The 25,471-nt window shown below is 59.0% G+C and carries 26 protein-coding genes and 1 tRNA gene; 9 read left to right on the top strand and 18 right to left on the bottom strand.

Translation table 11 applies throughout. The features are described from left to right. Window positions 1-69: 69 nt before the first annotated feature. From arcC to FBY01_RS20515, 9 genes are all read left to right on the top strand, one after another. The gene (gene arcC / locus FBY01_RS20560; RefSeq protein WP_010457419.1) at window positions 70-999 is read left to right on the top strand and encodes a carbamate kinase; all 930 of its coding nucleotides are present in this window, start codon (window positions 70-72) and stop codon (window positions 997-999) included. A gap of 12 nt (window positions 1,000-1,011) precedes the next feature. Then, window positions 1,012-1,374, top strand: a complete 363-nt coding sequence (locus FBY01_RS20555) for a DUF5064 family protein (RefSeq protein ID WP_145309239.1) — start codon at window positions 1,012-1,014, stop codon at window positions 1,372-1,374. Between the two features lie 243 nt (window positions 1,375-1,617). Then, complete coding sequence (locus tag FBY01_RS20550; protein WP_077748702.1) at window positions 1,618-3,126, top strand: sigma-54-dependent transcriptional regulator; 1,509 nt, start codon at window positions 1,618-1,620, stop codon at window positions 3,124-3,126. Between the two features lie 452 nt (window positions 3,127-3,578). After that, window positions 3,579-3,962, top strand: a complete 384-nt coding sequence (gene gcvH, locus FBY01_RS20540; RefSeq protein ID WP_145309237.1) for a glycine cleavage system protein GcvH — start codon at window positions 3,579-3,581, stop codon at window positions 3,960-3,962. Window positions 3,963-3,973: 11 nt separating this feature from the next. Continuing rightward, on the top strand, window positions 3,974-6,826 hold the full coding sequence (gene gcvP / locus FBY01_RS20535) for an aminomethyl-transferring glycine dehydrogenase (RefSeq protein ID WP_145309235.1): 2,853 nt from the start codon (window positions 3,974-3,976) through the stop codon (window positions 6,824-6,826). Between the two features lie 160 nt (window positions 6,827-6,986). Beyond that, complete coding sequence (locus FBY01_RS20530) at window positions 6,987-8,363, top strand: L-serine ammonia-lyase (protein ID WP_145309233.1); 1,377 nt, start codon at window positions 6,987-6,989, stop codon at window positions 8,361-8,363. A 38-nt stretch (window positions 8,364-8,401) separates the two neighbouring features. Then, window positions 8,402-9,526 (top strand): glycine cleavage system aminomethyltransferase GcvT, encoded by a 1,125-nt coding sequence (gene gcvT, locus FBY01_RS20525; RefSeq protein WP_083375885.1) that lies wholly within the window; start codon window positions 8,402-8,404, stop codon window positions 9,524-9,526. Between the two features lie 404 nt (window positions 9,527-9,930). Next, the gene (locus FBY01_RS20520; RefSeq protein ID WP_003175786.1) at window positions 9,931-10,143 is read left to right on the top strand and encodes a cold-shock protein; all 213 of its coding nucleotides are present in this window, start codon (window positions 9,931-9,933) and stop codon (window positions 10,141-10,143) included. Window positions 10,144-10,237: 94 nt separating this feature from the next. After that, the gene (locus FBY01_RS20515) at window positions 10,238-10,726 is read left to right on the top strand and encodes an RDD family protein (RefSeq protein WP_077748705.1); all 489 of its coding nucleotides are present in this window, start codon (window positions 10,238-10,240) and stop codon (window positions 10,724-10,726) included. Window positions 10,727-10,863: 137 nt separating this feature from the next. Here FBY01_RS20515 and nadA read toward each other — a convergent pair whose 3' ends face one another. The 18 genes from nadA to FBY01_RS20425 all read right to left on the bottom strand — a co-directional run bounded on the left by nadA (window position 10,864) and on the right by FBY01_RS20425 (window position 25,240). Next, on the bottom strand, window positions 10,864-11,922 hold the full coding sequence (gene nadA, locus FBY01_RS20510; RefSeq protein WP_077748706.1) for a quinolinate synthase NadA: 1,059 nt from the start codon (window positions 11,920-11,922) through the stop codon (window positions 10,864-10,866). Between the two features lie 272 nt (window positions 11,923-12,194). Further along, window positions 12,195-12,270, bottom strand: a tRNA-Lys gene (locus FBY01_RS20505). Window positions 12,271-12,333: 63 nt separating this feature from the next. Further along, window positions 12,334-13,026: a 7-cyano-7-deazaguanine synthase QueC gene (queC, locus tag FBY01_RS20500; protein WP_145309231.1), complete on the bottom strand. Its 693-nt coding sequence runs from the start codon at window positions 13,024-13,026 to the stop codon at window positions 12,334-12,336. Window position 13,027: 1 nt separating this feature from the next. Then, complete coding sequence (queE, locus tag FBY01_RS20495) at window positions 13,028-13,675, bottom strand: 7-carboxy-7-deazaguanine synthase QueE (protein WP_077748728.1); 648 nt, start codon at window positions 13,673-13,675, stop codon at window positions 13,028-13,030. A gap of 167 nt (window positions 13,676-13,842) precedes the next feature. Further along, window positions 13,843-14,676: a tol-pal system protein YbgF gene (ybgF, locus tag FBY01_RS20490; RefSeq protein WP_145309229.1), complete on the bottom strand. Its 834-nt coding sequence runs from the start codon at window positions 14,674-14,676 to the stop codon at window positions 13,843-13,845. Window positions 14,677-14,682: 6 nt separating this feature from the next. Further along, window positions 14,683-15,180 (bottom strand): peptidoglycan-associated lipoprotein Pal, encoded by a 498-nt coding sequence (pal, locus tag FBY01_RS20485; RefSeq protein ID WP_003178634.1) that lies wholly within the window; start codon window positions 15,178-15,180, stop codon window positions 14,683-14,685. 52 nt (window positions 15,181-15,232) lie between these two features. Beyond that, window positions 15,233-16,501, bottom strand: coding sequence for a Tol-Pal system beta propeller repeat protein TolB (gene tolB, locus FBY01_RS20480; RefSeq protein ID WP_187699818.1), 1,269 nt, complete (start codon window positions 16,499-16,501; stop codon window positions 15,233-15,235). A 29-nt stretch (window positions 16,502-16,530) separates the two neighbouring features. Further along, a complete protein-coding gene (gene tolA, locus FBY01_RS20475) occupies window positions 16,531-17,610 on the bottom strand; it encodes a cell envelope integrity protein TolA (RefSeq protein ID WP_010457470.1) in 1,080 nt (359 codons plus the stop codon). Next, window positions 17,610-18,062, bottom strand: coding sequence for a protein TolR (tolR, locus tag FBY01_RS20470; RefSeq protein WP_161807482.1), 453 nt, complete (start codon window positions 18,060-18,062; stop codon window positions 17,610-17,612). Before tolR ends, tolA begins: the two co-directional genes overlap by 1 nt. Window positions 18,063-18,085: 23 nt before the next feature. Then, complete coding sequence (gene tolQ / locus FBY01_RS20465; RefSeq protein ID WP_008147369.1) at window positions 18,086-18,781, bottom strand: protein TolQ; 696 nt, start codon at window positions 18,779-18,781, stop codon at window positions 18,086-18,088. Next, window positions 18,771-19,238, bottom strand: coding sequence for a tol-pal system-associated acyl-CoA thioesterase (ybgC, locus tag FBY01_RS20460; RefSeq protein ID WP_010457477.1), 468 nt, complete (start codon window positions 19,236-19,238; stop codon window positions 18,771-18,773). The genes tolQ and ybgC overlap by 11 nt, the downstream gene beginning before the upstream one ends. A 126-nt stretch (window positions 19,239-19,364) precedes the next feature. After that, a complete protein-coding gene (gene ruvB / locus FBY01_RS20455) occupies window positions 19,365-20,426 on the bottom strand; it encodes a Holliday junction branch migration DNA helicase RuvB (protein WP_008147374.1) in 1,062 nt (353 codons plus the stop codon). Next, a complete protein-coding gene (gene ruvA / locus FBY01_RS20450; RefSeq protein WP_145309227.1) occupies window positions 20,427-21,041 on the bottom strand; it encodes a Holliday junction branch migration protein RuvA in 615 nt (204 codons plus the stop codon). It lies immediately after the preceding gene. 115 nt (window positions 21,042-21,156) lie between these two features. Further along, window positions 21,157-21,681, bottom strand: a complete 525-nt coding sequence (gene ruvC / locus FBY01_RS20445; RefSeq protein WP_008147379.1) for a crossover junction endodeoxyribonuclease RuvC — start codon at window positions 21,679-21,681, stop codon at window positions 21,157-21,159. Between the two features lie 126 nt (window positions 21,682-21,807). Further along, the gene (locus tag FBY01_RS20440; RefSeq protein ID WP_008072427.1) at window positions 21,808-22,554 is read right to left on the bottom strand and encodes a YebC/PmpR family DNA-binding transcriptional regulator; all 747 of its coding nucleotides are present in this window, start codon (window positions 22,552-22,554) and stop codon (window positions 21,808-21,810) included. Between the two features lie 120 nt (window positions 22,555-22,674). Beyond that, window positions 22,675-24,450 carry an aspartate--tRNA ligase gene (gene aspS, locus FBY01_RS20435; RefSeq protein WP_042932630.1) on the bottom strand — a complete coding sequence of 592 codons (1,776 nt, stop codon included), beginning with the start codon at window positions 24,448-24,450 and terminating at the stop codon, window positions 22,675-22,677. Between the two features lie 94 nt (window positions 24,451-24,544). Continuing rightward, window positions 24,545-24,766: an FmdB family zinc ribbon protein gene (locus tag FBY01_RS20430; protein WP_010457489.1), complete on the bottom strand. Its 222-nt coding sequence runs from the start codon at window positions 24,764-24,766 to the stop codon at window positions 24,545-24,547. A 135-nt stretch (window positions 24,767-24,901) separates the two neighbouring features. Further along, on the bottom strand, window positions 24,902-25,240 hold the full coding sequence (locus FBY01_RS20425) for a ribbon-helix-helix domain-containing protein (RefSeq protein ID WP_010457491.1): 339 nt from the start codon (window positions 25,238-25,240) through the stop codon (window positions 24,902-24,904). Window positions 25,241-25,471 lie beyond the last annotated feature (231 nt).

The raw sequence follows: 25,471 nt of genomic DNA, 5'->3' as shown, positions 1-25,471 counted from the left end.
CACGCTCACTCCCACACTGATCGGGTTTCACCAGGGAGACCGAGTCACCTCATTTAGAAGGACTGCATTATGCGTATCGTCGTTGCTCTGGGCGGTAACGCCCTGCTCCGCCGTGGTGAACCCATGACCGCGGACAATCAACGCGCCAACATCCGGATCGCCACTGAACAGATCGCCAAGATTTATGCTGGCAACGAACTGGTGATCGCTCACGGCAATGGCCCGCAAGTCGGGTTGCTGTCGTTGCAGGCCGCCGCTTACACCTCGGTTTCGCCTTATCCGCTGGACGTACTCGGCGCCGAAACCGAAGGCATGATCGGCTACATCATCGAACAGGAACTGGGCAACCTGCTGGACTTCGAAGTGCCCTTCGCCACCTTGCTGACCCAGGTCGAAGTCGACGCCAACGACCCGGCGTTCCAGAACCCCACCAAACCCATCGGCCCGGTCTACGCCAAGGCCGAAGCGGAAAAACTTGCCGCCGAAAAAGGCTGGGCGATTGCCCCGGACGGCGACAAATACCGTCGCGTGGTGGCCAGCCCGAGACCGAAACGCATCTTCGAAATCCGCCCGATCAAATGGTTGCTGGAAAAAGGCAGCATCGTGATCTGCGCGGGCGGTGGCGGCATCCCGACGATGTACGGCGCCAGCGGCAAACTGCAAGGCGTGGAAGCAGTGATCGACAAAGATCTGTGCTCGGCGCTGCTGGCCGAACAGCTGGAAAGCGATCTGCTGGTGATCGCCACCGACGTCAACGCCGCCTGCATCGACTTCGGCAAACCGACCCAGAAAGCCATCGCCCGAGCCCACCCTGACGAAATGGAAAAACTCGGCTTCGCCGCCGGCTCCATGGGACCGAAGGTGCAGGCCGCCTGCGAGTTTGCCCGCCATACTGGAAAAACCGCGGTGATCGGTTCACTCTCGGACATCGAAGCGATCGTCCAGGGCACGGCCGGCACGCGCATCAGCACGGCGACACCTGGCATTACTTATTTATAAGGAGAAACGTCAATGGCAACGTTCGCCCCCGGTCACTTGCACATCGAGCGCCACGCGCTGACCTCGGATGATGTCAGCTACAACCTGCACTTCGACTATGAGGTCAGCAATAACGACAAAGGGGAAAAAGGCATCCAGTTCACCATGCATGGCAGCATTCAGGGAAAGGATATGAGCGAAACCTTCTTTCTACCCAAGGTTGAGGCCTACAACTTCGCCAACAACATAACGAATATCGCCGAGAAGTACGGTATTCCAAGGACACACAGCCAGATCGGCTCGGTTCACAAAAATTACGACCAGGTATTTGAAGACATTCGGAAGAAGCTGGATATGAAATCCGGCGACCCGGTAGACCTCGAGAAATTTGAGTAGCCTGCGTCCCCTTGTGGGAGCGGGCCTGCTCGCGATGACGGACTTTCATTCGCTATGGATGCCGACTGAAAGACTGCGGCCCCACGACCTGTAGGAGCGAGGCTTGCCCGCGAAGCTTTTAGCGGTCTTGATGGCCTCTTCGCGGGCAAGCCTCGCTCCTGCAGGTTGAACACGTGCATTTCACCTGAGACCCGCCCCAAGGCATACTTGCCCCCCTCCGCTCGCCAGATTGAAAACCGCCCCATGCGTATCCACGTCAGCTTCATCGACCGCGTCGGCATTACCCAGGAAGTCCTGGCCCTGCTCGGTGGGCGTAATCTCAATCTGGATGCGGTGGAAATGGTCCCGCCCAACGTGTACATCGACGCTCCGACCCTGAGCCCGGAAGTGCTCGAAGAGCTGCGCGATGCGTTGCTCAGCGTGCGCGGCGTGCAAGCGATGACGGTGGTCGACATCCTTCCGGGGCAACGGCGGCACTTGCAGCTCGATGCGCTGCTCGCCGCCATGACCGACCCGGTGCTGGCCCTGGACAGTGACGGCAAAGTGCTGCTGGCCAACCCGGCGCTGATCGCGTTGTATGGTCGCGAACCGGCCGGTGAAAGCGTCGCCGATCTGTTTGCCGACCCGGCGCTGCTTGGCGTATTGCTCGAAAACGGCTTCCGCCTGCCGCTGCGCGAGATCACCGTCAACGGCCAGACCCTGCTGCTGGACGCCACCCCGATCACCGACGCCGGCGCCCTGCTGACCTTGTATCAACCGAACCGCATTGGCGAACGCCTCTCGGCGCTGCACCACGACCATGCCGAAGGTTTCGACGCGTTGCTCGGCGAGTCCCCGGCGATCCGTACCCTCAAGGCACGCGCCCAGCGCGTGGCAGCACTGGATGCGCCGTTGCTGATCCAGGGCGAAACCGGAACCGGCAAAGAACTGGTGGCGCGGGCCTGCCACGCCATCAGCGCCCGGCACGGTTCGCCGTTCCTGGCGCTGAACTGCGCCGCATTGCCGGAGAACCTCGCCGAAAGCGAACTGTTCGGCTACGCTCCTGGCGCCTTTACCGGTGCGCAACGGGGCGGCAAACCGGGGCTGATGGAACTGGCCAACCAGGGCACGGTGTTTCTCGATGAAATCGGTGAAATGTCGCCGTACCTGCAGGCGAAGTTGCTGAGGTTCCTCAACGACGGCAGCTTCCGGCGAGTCGGGGGTGATCGCGAGGTAAAGGTCAATGTGCGAATCCTCAGCGCAACTCACCGCAACCTGGAAAAAATGGTCAGCGAAGGTTCGTTCCGCGAAGACTTGTTCTATCGCCTCAACGTCCTGAATGTCGAAGTCCCGCCCCTGCGCGAACGCGGTCAGGACATCCTGCTGCTGGCGCGCTATTTCATGCAGCAGGCCTGCGCACAGATCCAGCGCCCGGTCTGTCGTCTGGCGCCGGGCACTTATCCTGCACTGCTGGGTAACCGCTGGCCGGGCAACGTGCGGCAATTGCAGAACGTGATCTTCCGTGCGGCGGCGATTTGCGAAAGCAGCCTGGTGGACATCGGGGACCTCGACATCGCCGGCACCTCGGTGGCGCGCCAGAGTGACAGCGATGTCGATAGCCTGGAGCAGGCGATGGAAGAGTTCGAAAAGACGCTGCTGGAAAAACTCTACGTCAGCTACCCCTCTACCCGGCAACTGGCCAGCCGCCTGCAAACTTCCCACACGGCGATCGCCCATCGACTGCGCAAGTACGGCATTCCCAATAAGCCGTGAGGCCGGATATACAATCTCCCAAACGACACAAAACAACTGTAGGAGTGAGCCTGCTCGCGATTGCGGAGTGTCAGTCGCTGCATCTGTTGACTGACACACCGCTATCGCGAGCAGGCTCACTCCTACAGGGTTTGTGTCTGGCCTGAAGACCTGTTTAAAAACGACCTCCATCTGTACTGAAAGCGCTACAGCGGAACGATATCGCTACACCCTCCCCCGATCACCGCTGTGCAAGGCTTTGATCCACCTAGGCTTTTTTCTTCGCCTCTTGCTGTAGCGATTTCGCTACAGCCATCAATCTGTTGCGCATCGCAATATCAACCAAACTATTGATTTATAACGATAAAAAAACATTGGCCGCGAAATTGCTTAGTAACCCGCCATAAAGCAGGGCTTTAGCCCAAGCATTCCATCGCGTCCACCAGACAAGTCTGGCCCCCTTAGGAGTTTCCATGAGCGAGTTGCGTTTTACTGAAGATCACGAATGGCTGCGCACCGAAGCTGACGGCAGCGTCACTGTCGGCATCACCGCCTTCGCACAGAACGCCTTGGGCGACGTGGTTTTCGTACAACTGCCTGAGCTGCAGTCCTACGACAAAGGCGCCGAAGCCGCCACCGTGGAATCGGTAAAAGCCGCCAGCGGCGTGTACATGCCACTTGACGGCGAAGTGCTGGAAGTGAACCAGGCACTCGACACCAGCCCTGAACTGGTCAACGAAGATCCGCTGGGCGAAGGCTGGTTCTTCCGCTTTCAGCCAACCGACGCTTCCGCTGTCGCCAAACTGCTGGATCAGGACGCTTACGACCGTCTGATCAAAGCCAACGCCGAAGCCTGAGGAGCGCTGACATGACTCAAGTCAACCTGACGACCGCCAACGAATTCATCGCCCGCCACATCGGCCCGCGTTCCGGCGACGAGCAAGCCATGCTCAACAGCCTCGGTTTTGACTCCCTGGAAGCCCTGAGCGCCAGCGTCATCCCGGAAAGCATCAAAGGCACCAGCGTCCTCGGTCTCGAAGACGGCCTGAGCGAAGCCGATGCCCTGGCCTTGATCAAGTCCATCGCCGGCAAAAACCAGCTGTTCAAGACCTTCATCGGCCAGGGTTACTACGGCACCCACACGCCGTCGCCGATCCTGCGCAACCTGCTGGAAAACCCGGCCTGGTACACCGCGTACACCCCGTACCAGCCAGAAATCTCCCAGGGTCGTCTCGAAGCGCTGCTGAACTTCCAGACCCTGATCAGCGACCTGACCGGCCTTCCGATTGCCAACGCATCCTTGCTCGACGAAGCCACCGCCGCCGCCGAAGCGATGACCTTTTGCAAACGCCTGAGCAAGAACAAGGGCAGCCACGCCTTCTTCGCGTCCGTGCATTGCCACCCGCAAACCCTCGACGTGCTGCGCACCCGTGCCGAGCCGCTGGGCATCGACGTGGTCGTTGGTGACGAGCAGGCACTGACTGACGTGACACCGTTCTTCGGCGCCTTGCTGCAATACCCGGCGAGCAACGGTGACGTCTTCGATTACCGCGAACTGACCGAACGCTTCCACGCCGCCAACGCGCTGGTCGCCGTCGCCGCCGACCTGTTGGCCCTGACCGTGCTGACCCCTCCGGGTGAATTCGGCGCCGACGTGGCCATCGGCAGCGCGCAACGCTTCGGCGTGCCGCTGGGCTTCGGTGGCCCGCACGCGGCTTACTTCTCGACGAAAGATGCGTTCAAGCGCGACATGCCGGGCCGTCTGGTCGGTGTCTCCGTGGACCGTTTCGGCAAACCGGCCCTGCGCCTGGCGATGCAAACCCGCGAGCAGCACATCCGCCGCGAGAAGGCCACGTCGAACATCTGCACCGCGCAGGTTTTGTTGGCCAACATCGCCAGCATGTACGCCGTGTACCACGGCCCGAAAGGCCTGACGCAGATCGCCAACCGCATTCATCACCTGACCGCGATTCTGGCCAAGGGCTTGAGCGCACTGGGGCTGACGGTCGAACAAGAAAGCTTCTTCGACACGTTGACCATTAAAACCGGCGCCAACACTGGCGCGTTGCACGACAAGGCTCGCGCCCAGCAGATCAACCTGCGCGTCGTGGATGCCGAGCGTCTGGGCCTGTCCCTCGACGAAACCACTTCGCAAGCCGACGTGGAAACCCTGTGGGGCCTGTTCGCCGACGGTAAGGCGCTGCCAGACTTCGCCGCCCTCGCCGCTTCCGTGGTCAGCACCCTCCCGGCCGCGCTGGTTCGCCAATCTCCGATCCTCAGCCACCCGGTGTTCAACCGTTATCACTCGGAAACCGAGCTGATGCGCTACCTGCGCAAGCTGGCCGACAAGGACCTGGCCCTGGATCGCACCATGATCCCGCTGGGTTCGTGCACCATGAAACTCAACGCCGCCAGCGAAATGATCCCGGTCACCTGGGCCGAGTTCGGTGCCCTGCACCCGTTCGCCCCGGCCGAGCAAAGCGCCGGTTACCAACAATTGACCGACGAACTGGAAGCGATGCTCTGCGCCGCCACCGGCTACGACGCGATCTCGCTGCAACCGAACGCCGGTTCCCAAGGTGAATACGCCGGCCTGCTGGCAATTCGCGCCTATCACCAGAGCCGTGGCGAAGACCGTCGCGACATCTGCCTGATCCCGTCCTCTGCCCACGGCACCAACCCGGCCACCGCCAACATGGCCGGCATGCGCGTAGTCGTCACCGCGTGTGATGCCCGCGGCAACGTCGACATCGAAGACCTGCGCGCCAAGGCCATCGAGCACCGCGAACACCTCGCAGCATTGATGATCACTTACCCGTCGACCCACGGCGTGTTCGAAGAAGGCATCCGTGAAATCTGCGGCATCATTCATGACCACGGCGGCCAGGTGTACATCGACGGCGCCAACATGAACGCGATGGTCGGCCTCTGCGCCCCGGGCAAGTTCGGCGGCGACGTGAGCCACCTGAACCTGCACAAAACCTTCTGCATTCCCCACGGTGGTGGCGGCCCGGGCGTTGGCCCGATTGGCGTGAAATCGCACCTGACCCCGTTCCTGCCGGGTCACGGCACCATGGAGCGTAAAGAAGGCGCGGTCTGCGCAGCACCGTTCGGCAGCGCGAGCATTCTGCCAATCACCTGGATGTACATTCGGATGATGGGCGGCGCCGGCCTCAAGCGCGCTTCGCAGCTGGCGATCCTCAATGCCAACTACATTTCCCGTCGCCTCGAAGAGCACTACCCAGTGCTGTACACCGGCAGCAACGGTCTGGTGGCGCACGAATGCATCCTCGATTTGCGTCCGCTGAAAGACAGCAGCGGCATCAGCGTCGATGACGTCGCCAAGCGCCTGATCGACTTCGGTTTCCATGCCCCGACCATGTCCTTCCCGGTCGCCGGCACGCTGATGATCGAGCCGACCGAAAGCGAATCCAAGGAAGAACTGGACCGCTTCTGCGACGCCATGATCCGCATCCGCGAAGAAATCCGCGCGGTGGAAAACGGTACGCTGGACAAGGACGACAACCCGCTGAAAAACGCCCCACACACCGCCGCGGAAATCGTTGGCGAGTGGACGCATCCGTACAGCCGTGAGCAAGCGGTATACCCGGTTGCGTCGCTGATCGAAGGCAAGTACTGGCCACCGGTCGGTCGCGTCGACAACGTGTTTGGCGATCGCAACCTGGTTTGCGCTTGCCCGTCGATCGAAAGCTACGCTTGATCCATAGGGGGCGGTTCACCGCCCTCACAAGGACACACCGGTTCTGTAGGAGCGAGGCTTGCCCGCGAAGAGGCCATCACGGCCGCTAAAAGCTTCGCGGGCAAGCCTCGCTCCTACAGGTCGTGTGGTGCTCCTCATAACAAGAAACCGGAGAACAACCATGTCGTTAAGCGTGTTCGACCTGTTCAAGATTGGCATCGGCCCTTCCAGCTCCCACACCGTCGGTCCGATGCGCGCTGCTGCGCGTTTTGCCGAAGGCTTGCGCCGTGAAGGGCTGCTGACTGCAACCGCCTGCGTCAAAGTCGAGCTCTACGGCTCGCTCGGCGCCACCGGTAAAGGCCACGGCAGCGACAAGGCCGTGTTGCTCGGCCTGGAAGGCGAACACCCGGACACCGTGAACACCGAAACCGTCGCCGCCCGTCTGCAAGATATTCGCGGCAATGGTCGCTTGAACCTGCTCGGCGAACACAGCATTGCGTTCAACGAGAAAGAACACCTGGCGATGATCCGCAAACCGTTGCCCTATCACCCCAACGGCATGATCTTTCGTGCGTTCGACGCGGCGGGCCTACAGATCCGCAGCCGCGAGTACTACTCGGTCGGCGGCGGATTCGTGGTCGATGAAGACGCCGCCGGCGCCGACCGCATTGTCGAAGACGCCACGCCGCTGACCTTCCCGTTCAAAAGCGCCAAGGACCTGCTCAGTCATTGCGCCACGTACGGCTTGTCCATCAGCCAGTTGATGCTGACCAACGAAAGTGCCTGGCGCCCGGAAGCGGAAACCCGCGCCGGCCTCCTGAACATCTGGCAAGTGATGCAGGATTGCGTCGCTGCCGGTTGCCGCAATGAAGGAATTCTGCCCGGTGGCTTGAAGGTCAAACGTCGGGCCGCTGCGCTGCATCGGCAACTGTGCAAGAACCCGGAATCGGCGCTACGTGATCCGCTGTCGGTGCTGGACTGGGTCAACCTCTACGCTTTAGCGGTCAACGAAGAAAACGCCAACGGCGGGCGCGTCGTCACCGCGCCCACCAACGGAGCAGCGGGCATCGTCCCGGCGGTGCTGCATTACTACATGCGCTTCATTCCCGGCGCCAACGAAGACGGCGTCGTGCGCTTTCTGCTGACCGCCGCCGCCATCGGCATTCTCTATAAAGAAAACGCCTCGATCTCTGGCGCCGAAGTCGGTTGTCAGGGTGAAGTCGGCGTCGCCTGTTCCATGGCGGCCGGCGCGCTGTGCGAAGTGCTTGGCGGCACGGTGCAGCAAGTGGAAAACGCGGCGGAAATCGGCATGGAACACAACTTGGGCCTGACCTGCGACCCGATTGGCGGGCTGGTGCAAGTGCCTTGCATCGAGCGCAACGCCATGGGTTCGGTGAAAGCCATCAATGCCGTGCGCATGGCCCTGCGCGGCGACGGCCAGCACTTCGTCTCCCTCGACAAGGTCATCCGCACCATGCGCCAGACCGGCGCCGACATGAAAAGCAAATACAAGGAAACCGCCCGTGGCGGTTTGGCGGTCAACATTATCGAGTGCTGATGCCCACGCGCATCCGCACACTTTTTCAGGAGCTGAATATGTCCACCGAACAATTGCTGAAAACCCCGCTGCACGCACTGCACATCGAACTCGGCGCGCGCATGGTGCCGTTCGCCGGCTACGACATGCCGGTGCAATACCCGTTGGGCGTGATGAAAGAACACCAGCACACCCGTGATCAGGCCGGGCTGTTCGATGTCTCGCACATGGGCCAGATCCGCCTGACCGGCGCCAATGCCGCCAAGGCCCTGGAAACCCTGGTGCCGGTGGACATCATCGACCTGCCGGTGGGCATGCAGCGCTACGCGATGTTCACCAATGAAACCGGCGGAATCCTCGACGACCTGATGGTCGCCAACCTGGGTAACGACGAACTGTTCCTGGTGGTCAACGCCGCCTGCAAGGATCAGGACCTTGCGCATCTGCAAAAGCACATTGGCGACCAGTGCACAATCGAACCGCTGTTCGAAGAACGCGCGCTGCTGGCCCTGCAAGGCCCGGCTGCCGTGACCGTGCTCGCTCGTCTGGCGCCTGAAGTCGCGAAGATGACTTTCATGCAGTTCACCCGAGTGAAACTGCTGGGTGTCGAATGCTTTGTCAGCCGTTCGGGCTACACCGGTGAAGACGGCTTCGAAATCTCCGTACCGGCCGCCAACGCTGAAGCCTTGGCGCGCGCGCTGCTGGCTGAGCCTGAAGTGGCGGCCATCGGCCTCGGCGCTCGCGACTCCCTGCGCCTGGAAGCCGGCCTGTGCCTCTACGGCCACGACATGAACACCGAGACCACTCCGATCGAGGCCAGCCTGCTGTGGGCCATCTCCAAGCCACGTCGCGCCGATGGCGCACGGGCCGGCGGCTTCCCTGGCGCAGAGACTGTGTTCGCGCAACAACAAGCCGGCGTCAACCGCAAGCGTGTGGGCCTGTTGCCTCAGGAACGTACACCAGTGCGTGAAGGCGCGGAAATCGTCAACGAAGCAGGCGACATCATCGGCGCTGTGTGCAGCGGTGGTTTTGGCCCGACTCTGGGCGGACCTTTAGCCATGGGCTACCTCGACAGCGCTTATATCGCTATTGATACACCCGTATGGGCGATTGTTCGTGGGAAAAAGGTGCCTTTGCTTGTAAGCAAAATGCCATTTGTTCCACAACGCTACTATCGCGGCTGATTGACTGTTTCTATAAGTAACGCGGTTGCGTTAACAGTGCACTAATGTGTAACGCAACCGCCATAAAACAGTGCATGTCTTTGGCTCTAAGCTTCGTTTATGAACGTTGCTTATAACGTTCGAAAACAATTGAACAACCCGATCGAATAAGCCCGCACTAGTGGACACGCTACTGCCATCAACCTGAGCAAAACCGGGCCTCTCACAGGGCTTGTTTTTTCTCACGTAGTTGGCGTAGAGTTTGTTCACTGTGTTTGCATGGGTCGCTTGGAATCGTGACCTGGGCAGTAGCCTACAAGTTAGCTACATCCCGTTCGACGTCTTCTTACTCTCCTGCAACCAGCCCCAGTACTCTTTCATGAGAAGGAGACTGTCATTAATTTTTGCGTCAAAGGAAATAAGAAATGTCCCAACGTCAGAGCGGTACCGTCAAGTGGTTTAACGACGAGAAAGGTTTTGGTTTTATCACTCCAGAAAGCGGTCCGGATCTGTTCGTGCATTTCCGCGCTATTCAGGGCAACGGCTTCAAAAGCCTGAAAGAAGGCCAGAAAGTGACTTTCGTTGCTGTGCAAGGCCAGAAAGGCATGCAGGCTGACGAAGTACAAGCAGAAGCCTAATCTTCTGTAACGAAAAAGCCCCTGATGCTGACATCAGGGGCTTTTTTGTGCGCGTAAATCCGTAAAATAGCTTTTTTTCCGTCCAGAGGCTGCCATGTCGAAACACCTGCTCAACCCCCAGGGCGACTTTCCCGCCGCCACCCTGGGCCGTCGCCTGGCAGCGATGTTCTATGACTTCCTCTTGTGCACCGCCCTGCTGATCGTCACCAGCGGCATTTACAAGATGATCCAGATGGCGATCATCGGCGAAGACAAAATGCGCACATTGACCGAATCCGGCGCGCTGGACGGTGATCCGCTGCTATCGACGGTGCTGCTGTTTGTGTTGTTTGGGTTTTTTGCCAAGTTCTGGACCTGGTCCGGTCAGACGCTGGGTATGCAGGTGTGGTGCATTCGCGTGCAGAACGCGGATGGTTCGTCCATCAGCCTGTGGCAGGCGCTGCTGCGGTTTGTCGTGTCGATCGCGTCGCTGTTGTGCGTTGGCCTTGGGTTCTTCTGGTCGCTGTTCGATAAACAGAAACGCAGCTGGCATGACATGTACTCGAACACGCAGCTCGTGCGCATTCCGAAGAAGAACAAGTAGCTGCGGGAAGCAAAAACCACTGTGGGAGCGAGCCTGCTCGCGATGGCGGTGCTTCAGTCAACATACATGTGACTGACGGACCGCCATCGCGAGCAGGCTCGCTCCCACAGTTTTTATCCCACAGTTTTTGCGCGTACTTAAGCGTTACCGGCCAGTTTCATCCGAGCAGCCTGGGTGAAGTCGAGCATCCGCTTCAACGGCCGAATCGCCTGCGGAATCAACGCCGGATCCACAAAGATCTCGTTCGTCCCCTCCTTCAAGCACTTCAGCGTGCGCTCAAGGGTGTTCATCGCCATCCACGGGCAATGTGCGCAACTGCGGCACGCTGCGCCGTTACCAGCCGTTGGGGCTTCGATGAAGACCTTGTCCGGGCACAGCTGCTGCATCTTGTAGAAGATGCCGCGATCGGTGGCGACGATCAGGGTCTTGTTCGGCAGGCTCTGTGCGGCGGCAATCAACTGACTGGTGGAACCGACGGCGTCCGCCAGCTCGATCACCGAGGTCGGCGACTCCGGATGCACCAGAATCGCCGCGTCAGGGTACAGCGCCTTCATGTCTTCGAGCTGCTTGGACTTGAACTCTTCGTGAACGATGCAGGCACCGTCCCACAGCAGCATGTCCGCACCGGTCTGGCGCTGGATATAAGTGCCCAGATGCTTGTCCGGGCCCCAGATGATGGTTTCGCCGTTATCCATCAGGCTTTCGACGATCTCCAGCGCGCAGCTGGACGTTACCACCCAATCCGCCCGGGCTTTGACCGCCGCCGAGGTGTTGGCATACACCACCACCGTGCGTTCCGGATGCTGATCGCAGAACGCCGAAAACTCATCCACCGGGCAACCCAGGTCCAGCGAGCAGGTCGCTTCCAGGGTTGGCATGAGAATGCGTTTTTCAGGATTGAGGATTTTCGCGGTTTCGCCCATGAACTTCACACCGGCGACCAGCACAGTCTTGGCCGGGTGAGCACTGCCGAAGCGCGCCATCTCCAGTGAGTCGGAGACGCAACCACCGGTTTCTTCGGCCAGGGCCTGAATCACCGGATCGCAATAGAAGTGAGCAACCAGCACCGCGTCCTGAGCCTTGAGCTCGGCAGCGATGGCGGCACGGTAAAAAGCTTCCTCTTCAACGGTCAGCGGCTTGGGCTGCTTGGCGTCGAGGTGGGCTTGAACCAGAAGGCGTTCGGAAATTTGCGTCATGTTCGCAAGACCTGCAGGCGCTTTCGCGCGAAAGTCGAGTATACACCCGGCTCCGGACCCTTCAGGGTACCGCCGGGAGAGTGAGTATCATCAGGCACGGACATCGGTGAAGCTGCGCAAGGCTACAGAATATCCCGTGGATGCAAAAGATGATTCTGACCTGCGTCACGCGGTGCAACCCCGCGTTGAGCCGAGGTCAAATCGCGGACAAAAAAAAATCCGGAAATCCTCACTTGCGTGGGCCTTCCAGACTTTTAAAACTGCTACAAAAATGGTGGGTCGTGTGGGATTCGAACCTACGACCAATTGGTTAAAAGCCAACTGCTCTACCAACTGAGCTAACGACCCGCTGTGTGGTGGCGCGTATAATACTGATTTTTAAGGACTATTCAACACCTAATTTGAAATAAATCAAAAATAAGGTGTTGGGTCGCTCACGCCGGCCGCTGCAAAGCCTTCTGCACGCAGTCGGCAGCTGTCGCATTTGCCGCACGCACGACCATTATCGTCCGCCTGATAGCAGGAAACGGTCAGCCCATAATCGACCCCCAGCTTCACGCCTGCCTGGACGATCTGTGCCTTGCTGAGGTTCTGCAGTGGCGCCTGGATGCGGAAGCCATTGCCCTCTACACCGGCCTTTGTCGCCAGATTGGCCATGCGCTCGAAGGACTCGATGAACTCGGGACGGCAGTCCGGGTAACCGGAGTAATCCACCGCGTTCACGCCGATGAAGATGTCGCGCGCGCCGAGCACTTCAGCCCAACCCAGCGCCAGAGACAGAAACACCGTGTTGCGCGCCGGCACATAAGTGACTGGAATGCCTTCCCCCAACTCTTCAGGAATGTCGATGCTGCTGTCGGTCAGTGCCGAGCCGCCCATACCGTTCAAATTGAGGCCGATCACCTTGTGCTCGACCACGCCCAGGTCGCGGGCGACTCGTTCTGCGGCGTGCAACTCTGCTTGAGACCGCTGACCGTAGTCGAAGCTCATGGTGTAGCAGCTGTAGCCTTCAGCGCGGGCCATGGCCACGACCGTCGCGGAGTCGAGACCGCCGGACAGCAGGATGACCGCACGTTTTTCAGCAGTGTTCAGTTGTTCAGTCATCTCAGCGCCCCGGCTCGTCATTCCAAAGATATTTATGCAGCTGCAATTGCAGACGCACTGGCAGGTTGTCCGCCACCACCCAGTCAGCCAGGTCCCGCGCATTCAGGTCATGGTGGCTTGGCGAAAACAGCACTTCGCCCGCACGCGTGTCCAGGCCGTACTGAATCAGCTTGGACACCGCCCAGTCGTAGTCTTCCCGCGAGCAGATGACAAACTTCACCTGGTCATTGGGTGTGAGCAGTTCGATGTTCTCGTAGCGGTTGCGGTGTGCTTCTTTCGAACCCGGGGTTTTCAGGTCGACGACCCGACTGACCCGTGGATCGACCGCCGAGATGTCGAGCGCGCCGCTGGTTTCCAGCGACACTTCGTAACCGGCGTCACACAACTGCTTCAGCAATGGGATGGCATTGGGTTGCGCCAGCGGCTCGCCACCGGTGACACAGACGTAACGCGGACGGAAACCGGCCACTTGCTCGAGGATGTCGTCGAGGGGGCGAATGGTGCCGCCGGTGAACGCGTAGGCGCTGTCACAGTATTGGCAACGCAATGGGCAACCGGTCAGGCGCACAAAAACTGTGGGCAGCCCGGCAGTCCGCGTTTCACCCTGCAACGAGTAGAAAACTTCGGTGATTCTCAATGTGTCTTGCATAGTCGCCACGGGCATAACAGCTAAACAGGCTGTCCGCCTCCGTCAGGCACTTCAAGGAACCCCGCCAACGCGCAGATCCCAAAAAGCGTGTTTCAGAAAAAGGGCGTGAATTCTAACGAAAAAACCCGCGACAGGCGCGGGTTTCTTCAAAACGGGTCAAGCAGCCCTTACATTTTTTGCAGATCACGCTGGGCCAGCTGCGCAGCGGAAGTGCCCGGATACTGGGACACAACCTGTTGCAGAATGCCTTTGACCTTGTCGGTGTGACCGAGGCGGCGTTCTACATCAGCCAGCTTGTACAGCGAATCAGGCACTTTGGGGTGCTTGGGGTATAGCTGCGAAACCTTGGCAAATGCCTGACCTGCACCTTGCAGATCGCCTTTGGCCAAATTGACTTCGCCCAACCAGTATTGGGCATTGCCCGCGTACTGGCTGTTCGGGTACTTGCGCAGGAATGCGGCAAAAGCCTGACTGGCCTTGTCGAAGTCCTTGGCTTTGATCAGGTCGAAGGCTGCATCGTAATACAGTTTTTCCTTCGCCGGATCAGCCGGTTCGCTACCCGCAGCAGGTGCTTGAGCGGCGGCCGCTCCTGCACCTGCGCCAGCACCGGGGGCATTCAAACTGCCACCGGTGGAAGAATTATCAGGAGTCGCGGCTGGTGCAACGCCGGTTCCTATGCGCCGATCAAGATCCTGATATCGCTCCAGGCTCTCTTGCTTCATGCGCGCTACATCATTCTGCAGAACTTCGATCACACCCTGTTGGCGTGAAATCTGCTCCTGCATGGATTGCAATTGGTTGAACAGCACGCCCTGTGCCGAGACAGGGGTCGAAACCCCTCCCCCGGCATAGGCGCCGTTCGTACCGTAACCCGCAGGCGGATTGCTACTCCCGCTATTGTTATAGCCGGAGTCGTTATCGACCACAGGAACCGCAGCCCACACCGCAAGCGGTGCGAGGCTGAGAGCCAAAACAGTTACAGCACGACGGCACGTTCGCATGACGAATTACTTACGCAGTTCGACGCGACGGTTTTGAGCCCAGGACTGCTCGTCGTTGCCGGTAGCAACTGGACGCTCTTCGCCGTAGGAAACCAGTTCCAGCTGAGCTGGGGAAACACCTTGCAGTACCAGGTAACGCTGAACGGCTTTCGCACGACGCTCGCCCAGTGCCATGTTGTACTCACGAGTACCACGTTCGTCGGTGTTGCCTTCCAGAACAACGCGAGCGCCGTTTGCTTTCAGGTCTTTGGCGTGAACGTCCAGAGCGCGCATGGCTTCTGGCTTCAGGTCCGAGCTGTCGTATTCGAAGTAGAAGGTGGTGATTGCGCGCAGAGCAGCTTCTTCGCTCAGGGAGCCATCAACGGCACCAGTGTTTGCGCCGTAACCAGCGTTTGGATCAACAGCGCCTTCACCGGCATTGTCGCCGCCTTTGGACGAGCAACCTACAGCTACAGCCATGGCCAGAGCCAGCGCAGCAAATTTACCAAACTTCAGCATTTCCATCGTGAAACTCCTAATGAACCCCAGTGTGTTAAGTAAAACGTGTAGCGCCGCGTCAGTTCAGGTAAGGGGACCAGGAAGGTTCTCTGACTTCGCCTTGTGCGGTAGGAAGCGGGAGCCTTACGCGTCCATTAATGGACACGAGCATCAAGACTCCCCGGCCCTGCTGGCGGGTGGCGTAGATTACCATGGTGCCGTTGGGCGCAACAGTAGGCGACTCGTCCAGAGTGCTATCAGTGAGGATCTTTACACTACCGCGCTGCAAATCCTGGGCCGCCACCTTGAAATTAGTGAAGCCATCCTGGCGGTGAATCATCACCAGGGTCTTTTCATCAGCCGAAAGTTTAGGGTTGGCGTTGTAGTTACCAATAAAGGTCACGCGTTCCGCACCGCCACCACCGACGCTGGTTTTGTAGATCTGTGGCTTGCCGCCACGGTCGGAGGTGAAGTAGATGGTCGAACCATCCTTGCCCCAGAACGGTTCGGTGTTGATGCCGGGACCATTGGTGACGCGAGAGATCTGACGCGAGCCCAGGTTCATCACGTAGATGTCCGGGTTACCGTCTTTCGACAGTACGAATGCCAGGCGATTGCCATCCGGCGACCAGGCAGGCGCGCCATTGAGGCCTTCGAAGTTGGTGATCTGCTCACGGCGACCGGTGTCGATGTTCTGCATGAAGATACGCGGACGCTTCTGCTCGAACGAAACGTAAGCGATGCGCTTGCCGTCCGGTGCGAAACGCGGCGACAGGATCGGCTCGCGCGATTGCAGCAGAGTCACGGCGCGGGCACCGTCATAGTCCGAGCGTTGCAGCGTGTAGCGCGTGTTCTTCTCGGAGAAACGTTCGGCCGTCACGTACAGCAGGCGTGTCGAGAACGCACCTTTGATACCGGTGAGTTTTTCGAACGACTGATCGGCGATGTAGTGCGCCATGTCACGCAGTTGATCGACGCTGCCCGACACGCTGCCGGTCAGCACTTGCTGTTCGGTGGCAACGTTGAACAGAGCGTATTGAACCTGCAGGCGACCGCCCGCTGGAACGATGCTGCCGACCATAATGTACTGAGCGTTGATCGCCTTCCAGTCACGGAAAATGATTTCGCTGGCCTGGCTCGGCTGGCTGATCATGTTCTGCTTTGGAATCGGCGCGTAGTAACCCGAGTTGCGCAGGTCGTTGCCGATGATTTCGGCCATGTCATCCGGCAGCACGGTGCCGCCCTGGAAACCGAATGGCACTACGGCAATTGGAGTTGCCTGGGAGCTACCACTGCTGACCAGGATATTTTTTTCATCTGCTGTGGCCAGTCCTGCAAAGCAGAACATGACGACAAGCAGTCCTCGAAGAAGGTTTCTCACAAGGCTAGATCCTCAGGTGTGAATGTCATCTTGAATGAACGATAGGGTGCGAAATCAGCTGGCTTCAGACCCTGCATTTCGGTCAATCGACCAATATTTTTTACCGCCGCTACCGCTGAACTGTCGAACGGTACATCACCGCTGGACTTGGCAACCGATACGCCGGAGATTGTTCCATCAGGCAGCATGTTGATTTGCAGAATCACTTTCATGCCCTTGCGGGCCGACGGTGGCTGCGCCCAACCTTCGGAAGCACGCGAGCGAATCAAATCGTCGAAGTTACCCGCGACTTCATCACCCGTTTCATCCGCCAAGGCCTGCTGACGCTCCGTCGTGTCGGAAAGCAGATCGGCCAGGGCCTGAGCTTTTTTCTCATCGACGGATTTACGCGCCGCTTCCTGCGATTTTTTCTTCGCAGCATCGGCAGCAGCTTTCTTCTTCGCGTCTTCGGCGACTTTCTTCTTCGCCTCTTCAGCTTCGGATTTCTTCTTGGCGTCTTCTGCGGCTTTCTTCTTCGCGTCTTCGACAATCTTTTTCTTGGCTTCTTCAGCGGCCGCTTTCTTGGCCTCTTCTTCAGCCGCTTTCTTGGCTTCTTCTTCAGATTTCTTCTTGGCTATATCAGCCAATTGTTTCTCTTCGGCCTTTTTGGCTTCGGCGGTCTTCTTCGCTTCATCGGCTTTCTTGGCTTCATCAGCCTTTTTTGCCTCTTCCGCTTTCTTGGTCTCGTCGGCCTTCTTGGATTCTTCGGCTTTTTGAGCCGCATCTTCCTTCTTTTGTTCCGCGGCCTTGATCGCTTCCTGTTCGATCTTTTTCTGTTCCATCTGTTCGACTTCGGTCTGACGCGCGGCGGATTTCTTCGCCTCACCCGCAATCTTCTGATTGGTCTGGGTGGTCGCCTGACTTTTCGATTTCAGTTGGTACAAGGTCGCCTGGACAATCGGCTTGGCCGGCGGCAACTCCGGTGTGAAGGCGAAACTGACGAACAGCATGCCGAACACCAGCACGTGCAAGACAATCGCCAGGACACTAGGCCAGAAGTAGCTTTCCGAGGCGGACGGCTCTCGCATTTGCTGCATCAGGGTGCCTCGGTAATCAAGCCAACATTACCGACCCCGGCTTTCTGCAACCCGCCCATGGCGCCCATCACGGAACCGTAATCGACGGTCTTGTCACCGCGTATGAACACCTGGGTGCGCTTGCCGCCTTCAGTACCGGCGCGAATGATCTTGGTCACCGCGTCAGTCATCTGCGGCAAGGTCATTGCCTTGTCCTGTTGCTTTTCAGTGTCGACTTCGCTGCCAAGGTTCCAGTAGTAGGTCTTGTCAGCCTTGATCGAAATGGTCAGGACCTGGGTGTTGTTGTCCTGCGGCAAGGCTTCGCTGGAAACCTTGGGCAGATCAACTTTCACGCCCTGATTGAGCATCGGAGCGGTCACCATGAAGATGACCAGCAGCACCAGCATCACGTCGATGTAAGGCACCACGTTCATCTCGGCAACCGGCTTGCGCTTTTTGCGAGCTCGAGCGATTAAAGCCATTGGAAATTACCTGCTTATTCTTCGCTGGTGTGCACTTTGCGGTGCAGGATCGCCTGGAATTCATCGGCGAAGGTGTAGTAACGGCCCAGCAGGGTTTCACTGCGAGCAGCGAAACGGTTGTAAGCGATAACGGCCGGGATGGCTGCGAACAGGCCGATCGCGGTAGCAATCAGTGCTTCGGCGATACCCGGAGCCACGGTGGCCAGGGTCGCTTGCTGGGCAGTGGCCAGGCCACGGAAGGAGTTCATGATCCCCCAGACCGTACCGAACAGACCGATGTACGGGCTGACGGAACCGACGGTAGCGAGGAACGGCAGGCTCTGTTCGAGCTTTTCTTCTTCGCGGGAAATGGCGACGCGCATGGCACGGGCCACGCCTTCCATGACCGCTTCCGGGTCAACGCCTGGCTGCTGACGCAGACGGGAGAATTCCTTGAAACCGGCACGGAAGATCTGCTCGACGCCCGAATCCGGGTCCGGGTTGCTACCGGCCTGACGGTAGAGTTTGGACAGGTCGATGCCGGACCAGAAGCGCTCTTCAAAGCTCTCCAGGGCACGTCGACCGGCGCGCAGCAGGTTGCTGCGCTGAAAGATCATGATCCATGAGGTCACCGATGCGGCTACCAGGATCAGCATTACCAGTTGCACCACGATACTGGCATTGCTGACCAGGCTCCACATGGAGGAATGGTCGACGACGTTAGCTTCCACGCTTTATCTCCTGCTTTGAGTGTGTACCCGCGCCGCTCACGTCGGCAAAGGCCGCACGTAGAGCTTCGGGAATGGCCCGGGGTTTTAAACTTTCAGTGCGCACACAGGCCACCAGAAACTGCCCTTCGCAGAGCAGCGCATTATCCGTGGCTCGCCTGACTTGCTGCTTGAAGCGCAGGCTGACACGGTTCAATTCGATTACTTCAGCGCTTACCAGAAGTTCGTCGTCCAGTCGCGCCGGCGCGTGATAACGCGCTTCGCTGGAATGCACGACAAACAACAGGTCCTCTCCTGCCAGCTGGGACTGGGCAAAGCCCAGATCCCGGAGCCGCTCGGTTCGAGCCCGTTCCATAAACTTGAGGTAATTGACGTAATACACGATGCCGCCCGCATCGGTGTCCTCGTAATAAACGCGACAACGAAGTGCGAAAGGCTCAAGCCCGTTTTGCGCGCGCATACTCTAGTGCTTACTCCTCAGGTTGCCAATCCGGCCAGGTAACTGTTTTTCATTGATTCGCGGCTTTCTGGCAAAAGCACGATCCTAGGACCGCGCAAATCCCGAATAAATCGGCCCGAAAGGTGATTAATCGTCTACCGCATCGAGGAACTCGTCTACAACGGGCATCTCGCCCAATCGTGACGGAATGTTTAAACCGAAGTGCAGATACGCGTGCCGAGTGACCACTCGCCCCCGCGGCGTGCGCATGATGTAGCCCTGCTGGATCAAATATGGCTCCAGCACGTCTTCAATGGTGTGACGCTCTTCGCTGATCGCCGCGGCCAGACTGTCCACACCCACCGGCCCACCGTCGAACTTCTCGATCATGGTCAACAGCAGGCGCCGGTCCTGGTGATCGAAGCCACGCTCGTCGACGTCCAGCAGGTTCAAGGCCAGGTCGGCGATTGGTTTGGTGATGTGGCCCTTGGCACGCACTTCGGCGAAATCCCGAACCCTGCGCAACAAACGGTTGGCGATCCGCGGCGTGCCACGGGCACGACGGGCGATCTCAAAGGCGCCCTCCGGGTCCAGCGGCAAGCCGAGGATGTTCGCCGAACGACTGACAATCGTCGCCAGGTCGGCGGTGTTGTAGAACTCCAGGCGCTGGACGATGCCAAAGCGGTCGCGTAACGGGTTGGTCAGCATGCCGGCCCGCGTCGTCGCCCCCACCAGGGTGAACGGCGGCAGATCCAGTTTGATCGAGCGCGCAGCCGGCCCTTCACCAATCATGATGTCGAGCTGGAAATCTTCCATGGCCGGGTACAGCACTTCCTCGACGATCGGTGAGAGCCGATGGATTTCATCGATAAACAGCACGTCATGGGGTTCAAGGTTGGTCAACAGCGCCGCCAGATCACCCGGGCGCTCAAGCACCGGGCCCGAAGTGCTCTTGATCGACACGCCCATTTCCTGGGCGATGATGTTGGCCAGGGTGGTTTTACCCAGACCCGGCGGGCCGAAAATCAGCGTGTGGTCCAGGGACTCGTTACGCCCGCGTGCGGCCTGGATGAACAACTCCATTTGCTCGCGAACGGTCGGCTGGCCAATGTACTCGGCCAGGCTGACGGGGCGAATCGCCCGGTCCTGGACTTCCTCGCGGTCGCGAGGGCCGGGCGTGGCGGCAATCAGACGATCAGCTTCAATCACTTAGATCATTCCCTTCAGGGCACGACGAATCATGTCTTCACTGCTCAAACCTTTCTCCTTGATCGCGGAAATCGCCTTGCTGGCTTCCTGCGGCTTGTAGCCCAGGGATATCAGCGCGCTGACCGCGTCATTTTCGGCGGTGGCAACCGGCGCCACATCAGGCCCGCCCGGCTGGTTCGGCACCAGGGCGAACATCGCCGGCACGGCTTCCCAAGCCTTGAAGCGGTCCTTGAGTTCCACCAGTAAACGCTCGGCCGTCTTTTTGCCCACGCCCGGCACCTTGGTCAGCGCCGAGGTGTCCTGGGATTGCACGCAACGCACCAGCTCATCCACTTCCAGGCTCGACATCAATGCCAGGGCCAATTTCGGCCCCACACCATTGAGACGGATCAACTCGCGAAAAAAGTCTCGCTCACGCTTGCCGAAGAAGCCATAGAGTAACTGCGCGTCTTCACGTACGACCAAATGGGTGTGCAAGGTCAGTGGTTCACCGACCGACGGCAAGCGATAGAGCGTGGTCATGGGCACTTCCAGCTCATACCCCAGACCGTTTACATCCAGAATCAGGTGCGGCGGCTGTTTCTCAGCCAGTGTGCCGCGCAAGCGTCCAATCACGTTTCAGATCCTTGAGCGTTGGCCAGATCAATGACTGGCGACTGACAGAACAAGGGGTTTGCGCCGACAACACAGGCGCAAAACCCTCATTCGCTAAAAATGATTGCTGATGCTATCAGAGACGCAGGCGCCCGCCACGACTGCGTGCCGTTCCCAGGCCATGGGGCAACAGGCTGGAACGGGTATGCGCGTGGCAAATGGCAATGGCCAGGGCATCCGAAGCATCGATTTGCGGCTTGCTGGTCAATTTCAGCATGTGCATGACCATCATCTGCACTTGCTCTTTATTGGCGGCACCGGTGCCGGTCACTGCTTGTTTGACCTGGGTTGCGGTGTACTCAGCGATTTCCAGGCTTTCTTCGGCACCCGCCACGATCGCGGCGCCCCGGGCCTGACCAAGCTTGAGGGCAGAGTCGGCATTACGCGCCATAAAGACTTTTTCGATGCCCATGGTCACCGGGCCGTAGGTCTGGATGACTTCACGCACCCCGCGATAAACGATTTGCAGACGCTCATGCAGTTCGCCGGACCCGGTGCGAATGCAGCCCGACGCCACATACACGCAACCACGCCCGGTATCGCGTACCACGCCATAACCGGTGATGCGCGAACCGGGGTCGATACCAAGAATTAAAGTCATAACGCCTGCAGCTCAAAAATGATGCCTGCCGGCAATTGATTGCTCGGCGTAAAGGCAGAAGCCGGACATGCCTGGCGGTGAAACATCACCGCCTGCACTTCCGGCTTCAAGAGTATTGCAGATCAATCAACCCAGCTGTGCGGCCACCGACTCTGGAATATCCGCGTTGGAGTAGACGTTCTGCACGTCATCCAGGTCTTCAAGCATGTCGATCAGCTTGAGCACCTTCTCGGCGCCTTCCAGGTCCAGTTCAGCGCTGGTGGTCGGCAGCATCACGATTTCCGCATCATCACCTTTGAAACCTGCCGCTTCCAGCGCGTTACGCACGGAGTAGAAGCCGGCGAACGAGGTGAACACGTCAATCGAACCGTCTTCATGGGTGACCACGTCATCGGCGTCAGCTTCCATGGCCGCTTCCATCAGCGCGTCTTCATCGACACCTGGCGCGAAGGAAATCTGCCCCTTGCGCTCAAACAGATAAGCCACCGAACCGTCAGTCCCCAGGTTGCCACCGCACTTGCTGAACGCATGGCGAACAGCAGCTGCGGTGCGGTTACGGTTATCGGTCATGCACTCGACCATCACCGCCACGCCACCCGGGCCGTAGCCTTCGTAGGTCAGTTCAACCATGTCGTCGGTATCGGCTGCACCGGCACCGCGGGCGACTGCGCGATCAATGATGTCGCGGCTCATGTTCGCACCAAGCGCCTTGTCCAGCGCCAGGCGCAGGCGCGGGTTGGAACCCGGATCACCGCCGCCCTGACGGGCCGCAACGGTCAGCTCACGAATCCACTTGGTGAAAATCTTGCCCTTCTTGGCATCCTGACGTTCTTTGCGGTGCTTGATGTTCGCCCACTTGGAATGACCCGCCATATCTCGCTCCGAATTTCTCTTTGAAACATCGCCCGCCGCGCACGTTGTGTCGGCCAGCAACAAAAAATCTCGACCTAAAGAAAAGGCGCATCCCGGAAGGATGCGCCTTTGCGGTCAGCTTTACTCAGCCTTTGGTGTTTCGCGCAGACGAATGTGCAGTTCGCGCAATGCCTTGGCATCTACAGCACCCGGTGCCTGAGTCATGACGTCAGCCGCGCTCTGGGTTTTCGGGAAAGCGATCACTTCACGAATCGACTGGGCGCCGGTCATCAGCATGACCAGACGGTCCAGGCCGAAAGCCAGGCCACCGTGCGGCGGCGCGCCGTATTTCAGGGCATCGAGCAGGAAGCCGAACTTCTCTTCCTGTTCCGCTTCATTGATACCCAACAGGCGGAACACGGTCTGCTGCATTTCCTTGCGGTGGATACGGATCGAACCGCCACCCAGCTCGGTGCCGTTCAGAACCATGTCGTAGGCACGTGACAGAGCGATCGCCGGGTTGGCTTCCAGTTCTTCCGGGGTGCACTTCGGCGCGGTGAACGGGTGGTGCAAGGCGGTGAAGCTGCCGTCGTCGTTCTCTTCGAACATCGGGAAGTCGACAACCCACATCGGCGCCCACTTGCAGGTCAGCAGGTCCAGGTCGTTGCCGACCTTGATCCGCAGCGCGCCCAGGGCTTCGCTGACGATCTTGGCTTTGTCGGCGCCGAAGAACACGATGTCGCCATCGACCGCGCCAACACGATCGAGGATCACGTTGAGGTTGGCTTCAGGGATGTTCTTGACGATTGGCGACTGCAGGCCTTCAACACCTTTGGCGCGCTCGTTGACCTTGATGTACGCCAGGCCCTTGGCACCGTAGATGCCGACGAACTTGGTGTAGTCGTCGATCTGCTTGCGCGGCATGCTCGCAGCGCCTGGAACGCGCAGGGCGGCAATACGGCACTTCGGGTCGTTGGCCGGGCCGCTGAACACCTTGAAGTCGACGTCTTTCAGCTGGTCTTCAACGTCAACCAGTTCCAGCGGGTTGCGCAGGTCAGGCTTGTCGGAACCGTAACGACGCATGGCTTCTTCGAAGGTCATGTGCGGGAAGTCGCCGAACTCAAGGTCCAGCACTTCCTTGAACAGGTTGCGGATCATTTGTTCGGTGATGGCCATGATCTCTTTTTCATCGAGGAAGCTGGTCTCGATGTCGATCTGGGTGAATTCCGGCTGACGGTCGGCGCGCAGGTCTTCGTCGCGGAAGCACTTGGCAATCTGGTAGTAACGGTCGAAGCCGGCGACCATCAACAGTTGTTTGAACAGCTGCGGCGATTGCGGCAAGGCGAAGAAGCTACCGGCGTGGGTACGGCTCGGCACCAGGTAGTCGCGAGCGCCTTCTGGCGTGGCACGGGTCAGGATCGGCGTCTCGACGTCGAGGAAGCCGTTTTCGTCGAGGAAGCGACGGATGCTGGTGGTCATGCGCGAACGCAGACGCAGCTTCTCGAGCATTTCCGGGCGACGCAGGTCGAGGAAGCGATAGCGCAGGCGGGTTTCTTCACCGACGTCGGAGAACTCGTTCAGCGGGAACGGCGGGGTTTCCGACTCGTTCAGCACTTCCAGTTCATAGCCCAGCACTTCGATCATGCCCGACGCCATGTTGGCGTTGGTGGCACCCGCCGGACGCAGGCGAACCTTGCCGGTGATCTTCACGACGTATTCGCTGCGCACGCGATCGGCGGCGGCGAAGCTCTCGGCGCGGTCCGGGTCGAAAACCACCTGGGCCAGACCATCACGATCACGAATATCGAGGAAAATCACCCCACCGTGGTCACGGCGACGGTGCACCCATCCGCAAAGGGTAATTTCCTGGCCTTCCAGGGCTTCGTTCAGTTGGCCGCAATAATGGCTGCGCATCATGGTAGTGGTTTCACTTCTCGTAATCGAAATTCGGTTGGAGGCCTTGCAGGTGTTGCAAGAGCTCGCGCGTGTCGTTCAACTCAGGTTCCAGACCTTAGTCAGCTTTGTCGCCGCCGGCCAGATTCTTCTTGGAACCGGTCTTGAAATCGGTTTCGTACCAGCCGGTGCCGCTAAGGCGGAAGCCCGGCATGGACAGCATCTTTTTAAGCTCTGGCGCCTGGCAGGCAGGGCAGTCGACCAGCGGTGCTGCGCTGATCTTTTGAATGGCTTCCAACTGATGACCACAGGAAGCACATTGATAGTCGTACATCGGCATGGGGGTTGTCTCGGCGATCAGATTGCTACCGCGCACGCTGGGTTTTGCGGCAAAGAGCGGGATTATATCCATTAAATGCAGCCTGTGCAGCCGTAAGACTGCACAGACTGACACTCTGTCCGATCACCTGCGTGGCTAGGGCATTGCGACGCTGCCCCCTTCTTTCAGGCTGTGCACGACGCAGACAACCCGCACCAGCCCGGTAAAGTTCTTGACCCCGCCATGACGCAAGTGCACTTCGCGATCCACATGGGACAGCAGCGCACTGACCGTACAACAATTGACCTTGGCCATATCGCCCAGAATATCCCAGTACACCTGCTCCAGCCGCAAGCAGGTGGCAAAGCCGTTCAACCGCACCGACCGGGATAAAGGCCGGGCCAGCCCCATATCAAATTCGCTGACAAATGGATCAATCCTTATCTCCTTGACCGGACTGACCCTCCCCTCGCTTCGCCTGTCTTCGTAATCCATATCATTGACACTCCTTTGTCATCCTTGCCTTCTTTAAGAGCACTCTCCGTGGCCCTATAAAAGCGCAGGCGCAAAGGTATATCCAGATGACTTTATGACCATCGACGTAGGATAAGCCAACAACTGAAGGGCGATCATGGAGAGCGTCCTAGGCCGGCTATTTTCCTACGCCGCCAGACGATTTTTAACGAGCTTAAAAGCGATTTGAAGAAGGCAAAAGACCGCGAATAA

The organism is Pseudomonas sp. SJZ077 (assembly GCF_007993905.1).
In the GTDB taxonomy this organism is placed as follows: domain Bacteria; phylum Pseudomonadota; class Gammaproteobacteria; order Pseudomonadales; family Pseudomonadaceae; genus Aquipseudomonas; species Aquipseudomonas mandelii.
Note: the sequence above shows the minus strand (reverse complement) of the source record. Positions and strands in the feature narration are given on the sequence as shown.

Bases quoted from the DNA above. Each gene is read 5' to 3' on its own strand.
- arcC (WP_010457419.1), top strand. From the start codon at position 70: ATGCGTATCGTCGTTGCTCTGGGCGGTAACGCCCTGCTCCGCCGTGGT.
- FBY01_RS20555 (WP_145309239.1), top strand. From the start codon at position 1,012: ATGGCAACGTTCGCCCCCGGTCACTTGCACATCGAGCGCCACGCGCTG.
- FBY01_RS20550 (WP_077748702.1), top strand. From the start codon at position 1,618: ATGCGTATCCACGTCAGCTTCATCGACCGCGTCGGCATTACCCAGGAA.
- gcvH (WP_145309237.1), top strand. From the start codon at position 3,579: ATGAGCGAGTTGCGTTTTACTGAAGATCACGAATGGCTGCGCACCGAA.
- gcvP (WP_145309235.1), top strand. From the start codon at position 3,974: ATGACTCAAGTCAACCTGACGACCGCCAACGAATTCATCGCCCGCCAC.
- FBY01_RS20530 (WP_145309233.1), top strand. From the start codon at position 6,987: ATGTCGTTAAGCGTGTTCGACCTGTTCAAGATTGGCATCGGCCCTTCC.
- gcvT (WP_083375885.1), top strand. From the start codon at position 8,402: ATGTCCACCGAACAATTGCTGAAAACCCCGCTGCACGCACTGCACATC.
- FBY01_RS20520 (WP_003175786.1), top strand. From the start codon at position 9,931: ATGTCCCAACGTCAGAGCGGTACCGTCAAGTGGTTTAACGACGAGAAA.
- FBY01_RS20515 (WP_077748705.1), top strand. From the start codon at position 10,238: ATGTCGAAACACCTGCTCAACCCCCAGGGCGACTTTCCCGCCGCCACC.
- nadA (WP_077748706.1), bottom strand. From the start codon at position 11,922: ATGACGCAAATTTCCGAACGCCTTCTGGTTCAAGCCCACCTCGACGCC.
- queC (WP_145309231.1), bottom strand. From the start codon at position 13,026: ATGACTGAACAACTGAACACTGCTGAAAAACGTGCGGTCATCCTGCTG.
- queE (WP_077748728.1), bottom strand. From the start codon at position 13,675: ATGCAAGACACATTGAGAATCACCGAAGTTTTCTACTCGTTGCAGGGT.
- ybgF (WP_145309229.1), bottom strand. From the start codon at position 14,676: ATGCGAACGTGCCGTCGTGCTGTAACTGTTTTGGCTCTCAGCCTCGCA.
- pal (WP_003178634.1), bottom strand. From the start codon at position 15,180: ATGGAAATGCTGAAGTTTGGTAAATTTGCTGCGCTGGCTCTGGCCATG.
- tolB (WP_187699818.1), bottom strand. From the start codon at position 16,501: ATGTTCTGCTTTGCAGGACTGGCCACAGCAGATGAAAAAAATATCCTG.
- tolA (WP_010457470.1), bottom strand. From the start codon at position 17,610: ATGCAGCAAATGCGAGAGCCGTCCGCCTCGGAAAGCTACTTCTGGCCT.
- ybgC (WP_010457477.1), bottom strand. From the start codon at position 19,238: ATGCGCGCGCAAAACGGGCTTGAGCCTTTCGCACTTCGTTGTCGCGTT.
- ruvC (WP_008147379.1), bottom strand. From the start codon at position 21,681: ATGACTTTAATTCTTGGTATCGACCCCGGTTCGCGCATCACCGGTTAT.
- FBY01_RS20440 (WP_008072427.1), bottom strand. From the start codon at position 22,554: ATGGCGGGTCATTCCAAGTGGGCGAACATCAAGCACCGCAAAGAACGT.
- aspS (WP_042932630.1), bottom strand. From the start codon at position 24,450: ATGATGCGCAGCCATTATTGCGGCCAACTGAACGAAGCCCTGGAAGGC.
- FBY01_RS20430 (WP_010457489.1), bottom strand. From the start codon at position 24,766: ATGCCGATGTACGACTATCAATGTGCTTCCTGTGGTCATCAGTTGGAA.
- FBY01_RS20425 (WP_010457491.1), bottom strand. From the start codon at position 25,240: ATGGATTACGAAGACAGGCGAAGCGAGGGGAGGGTCAGTCCGGTCAAG.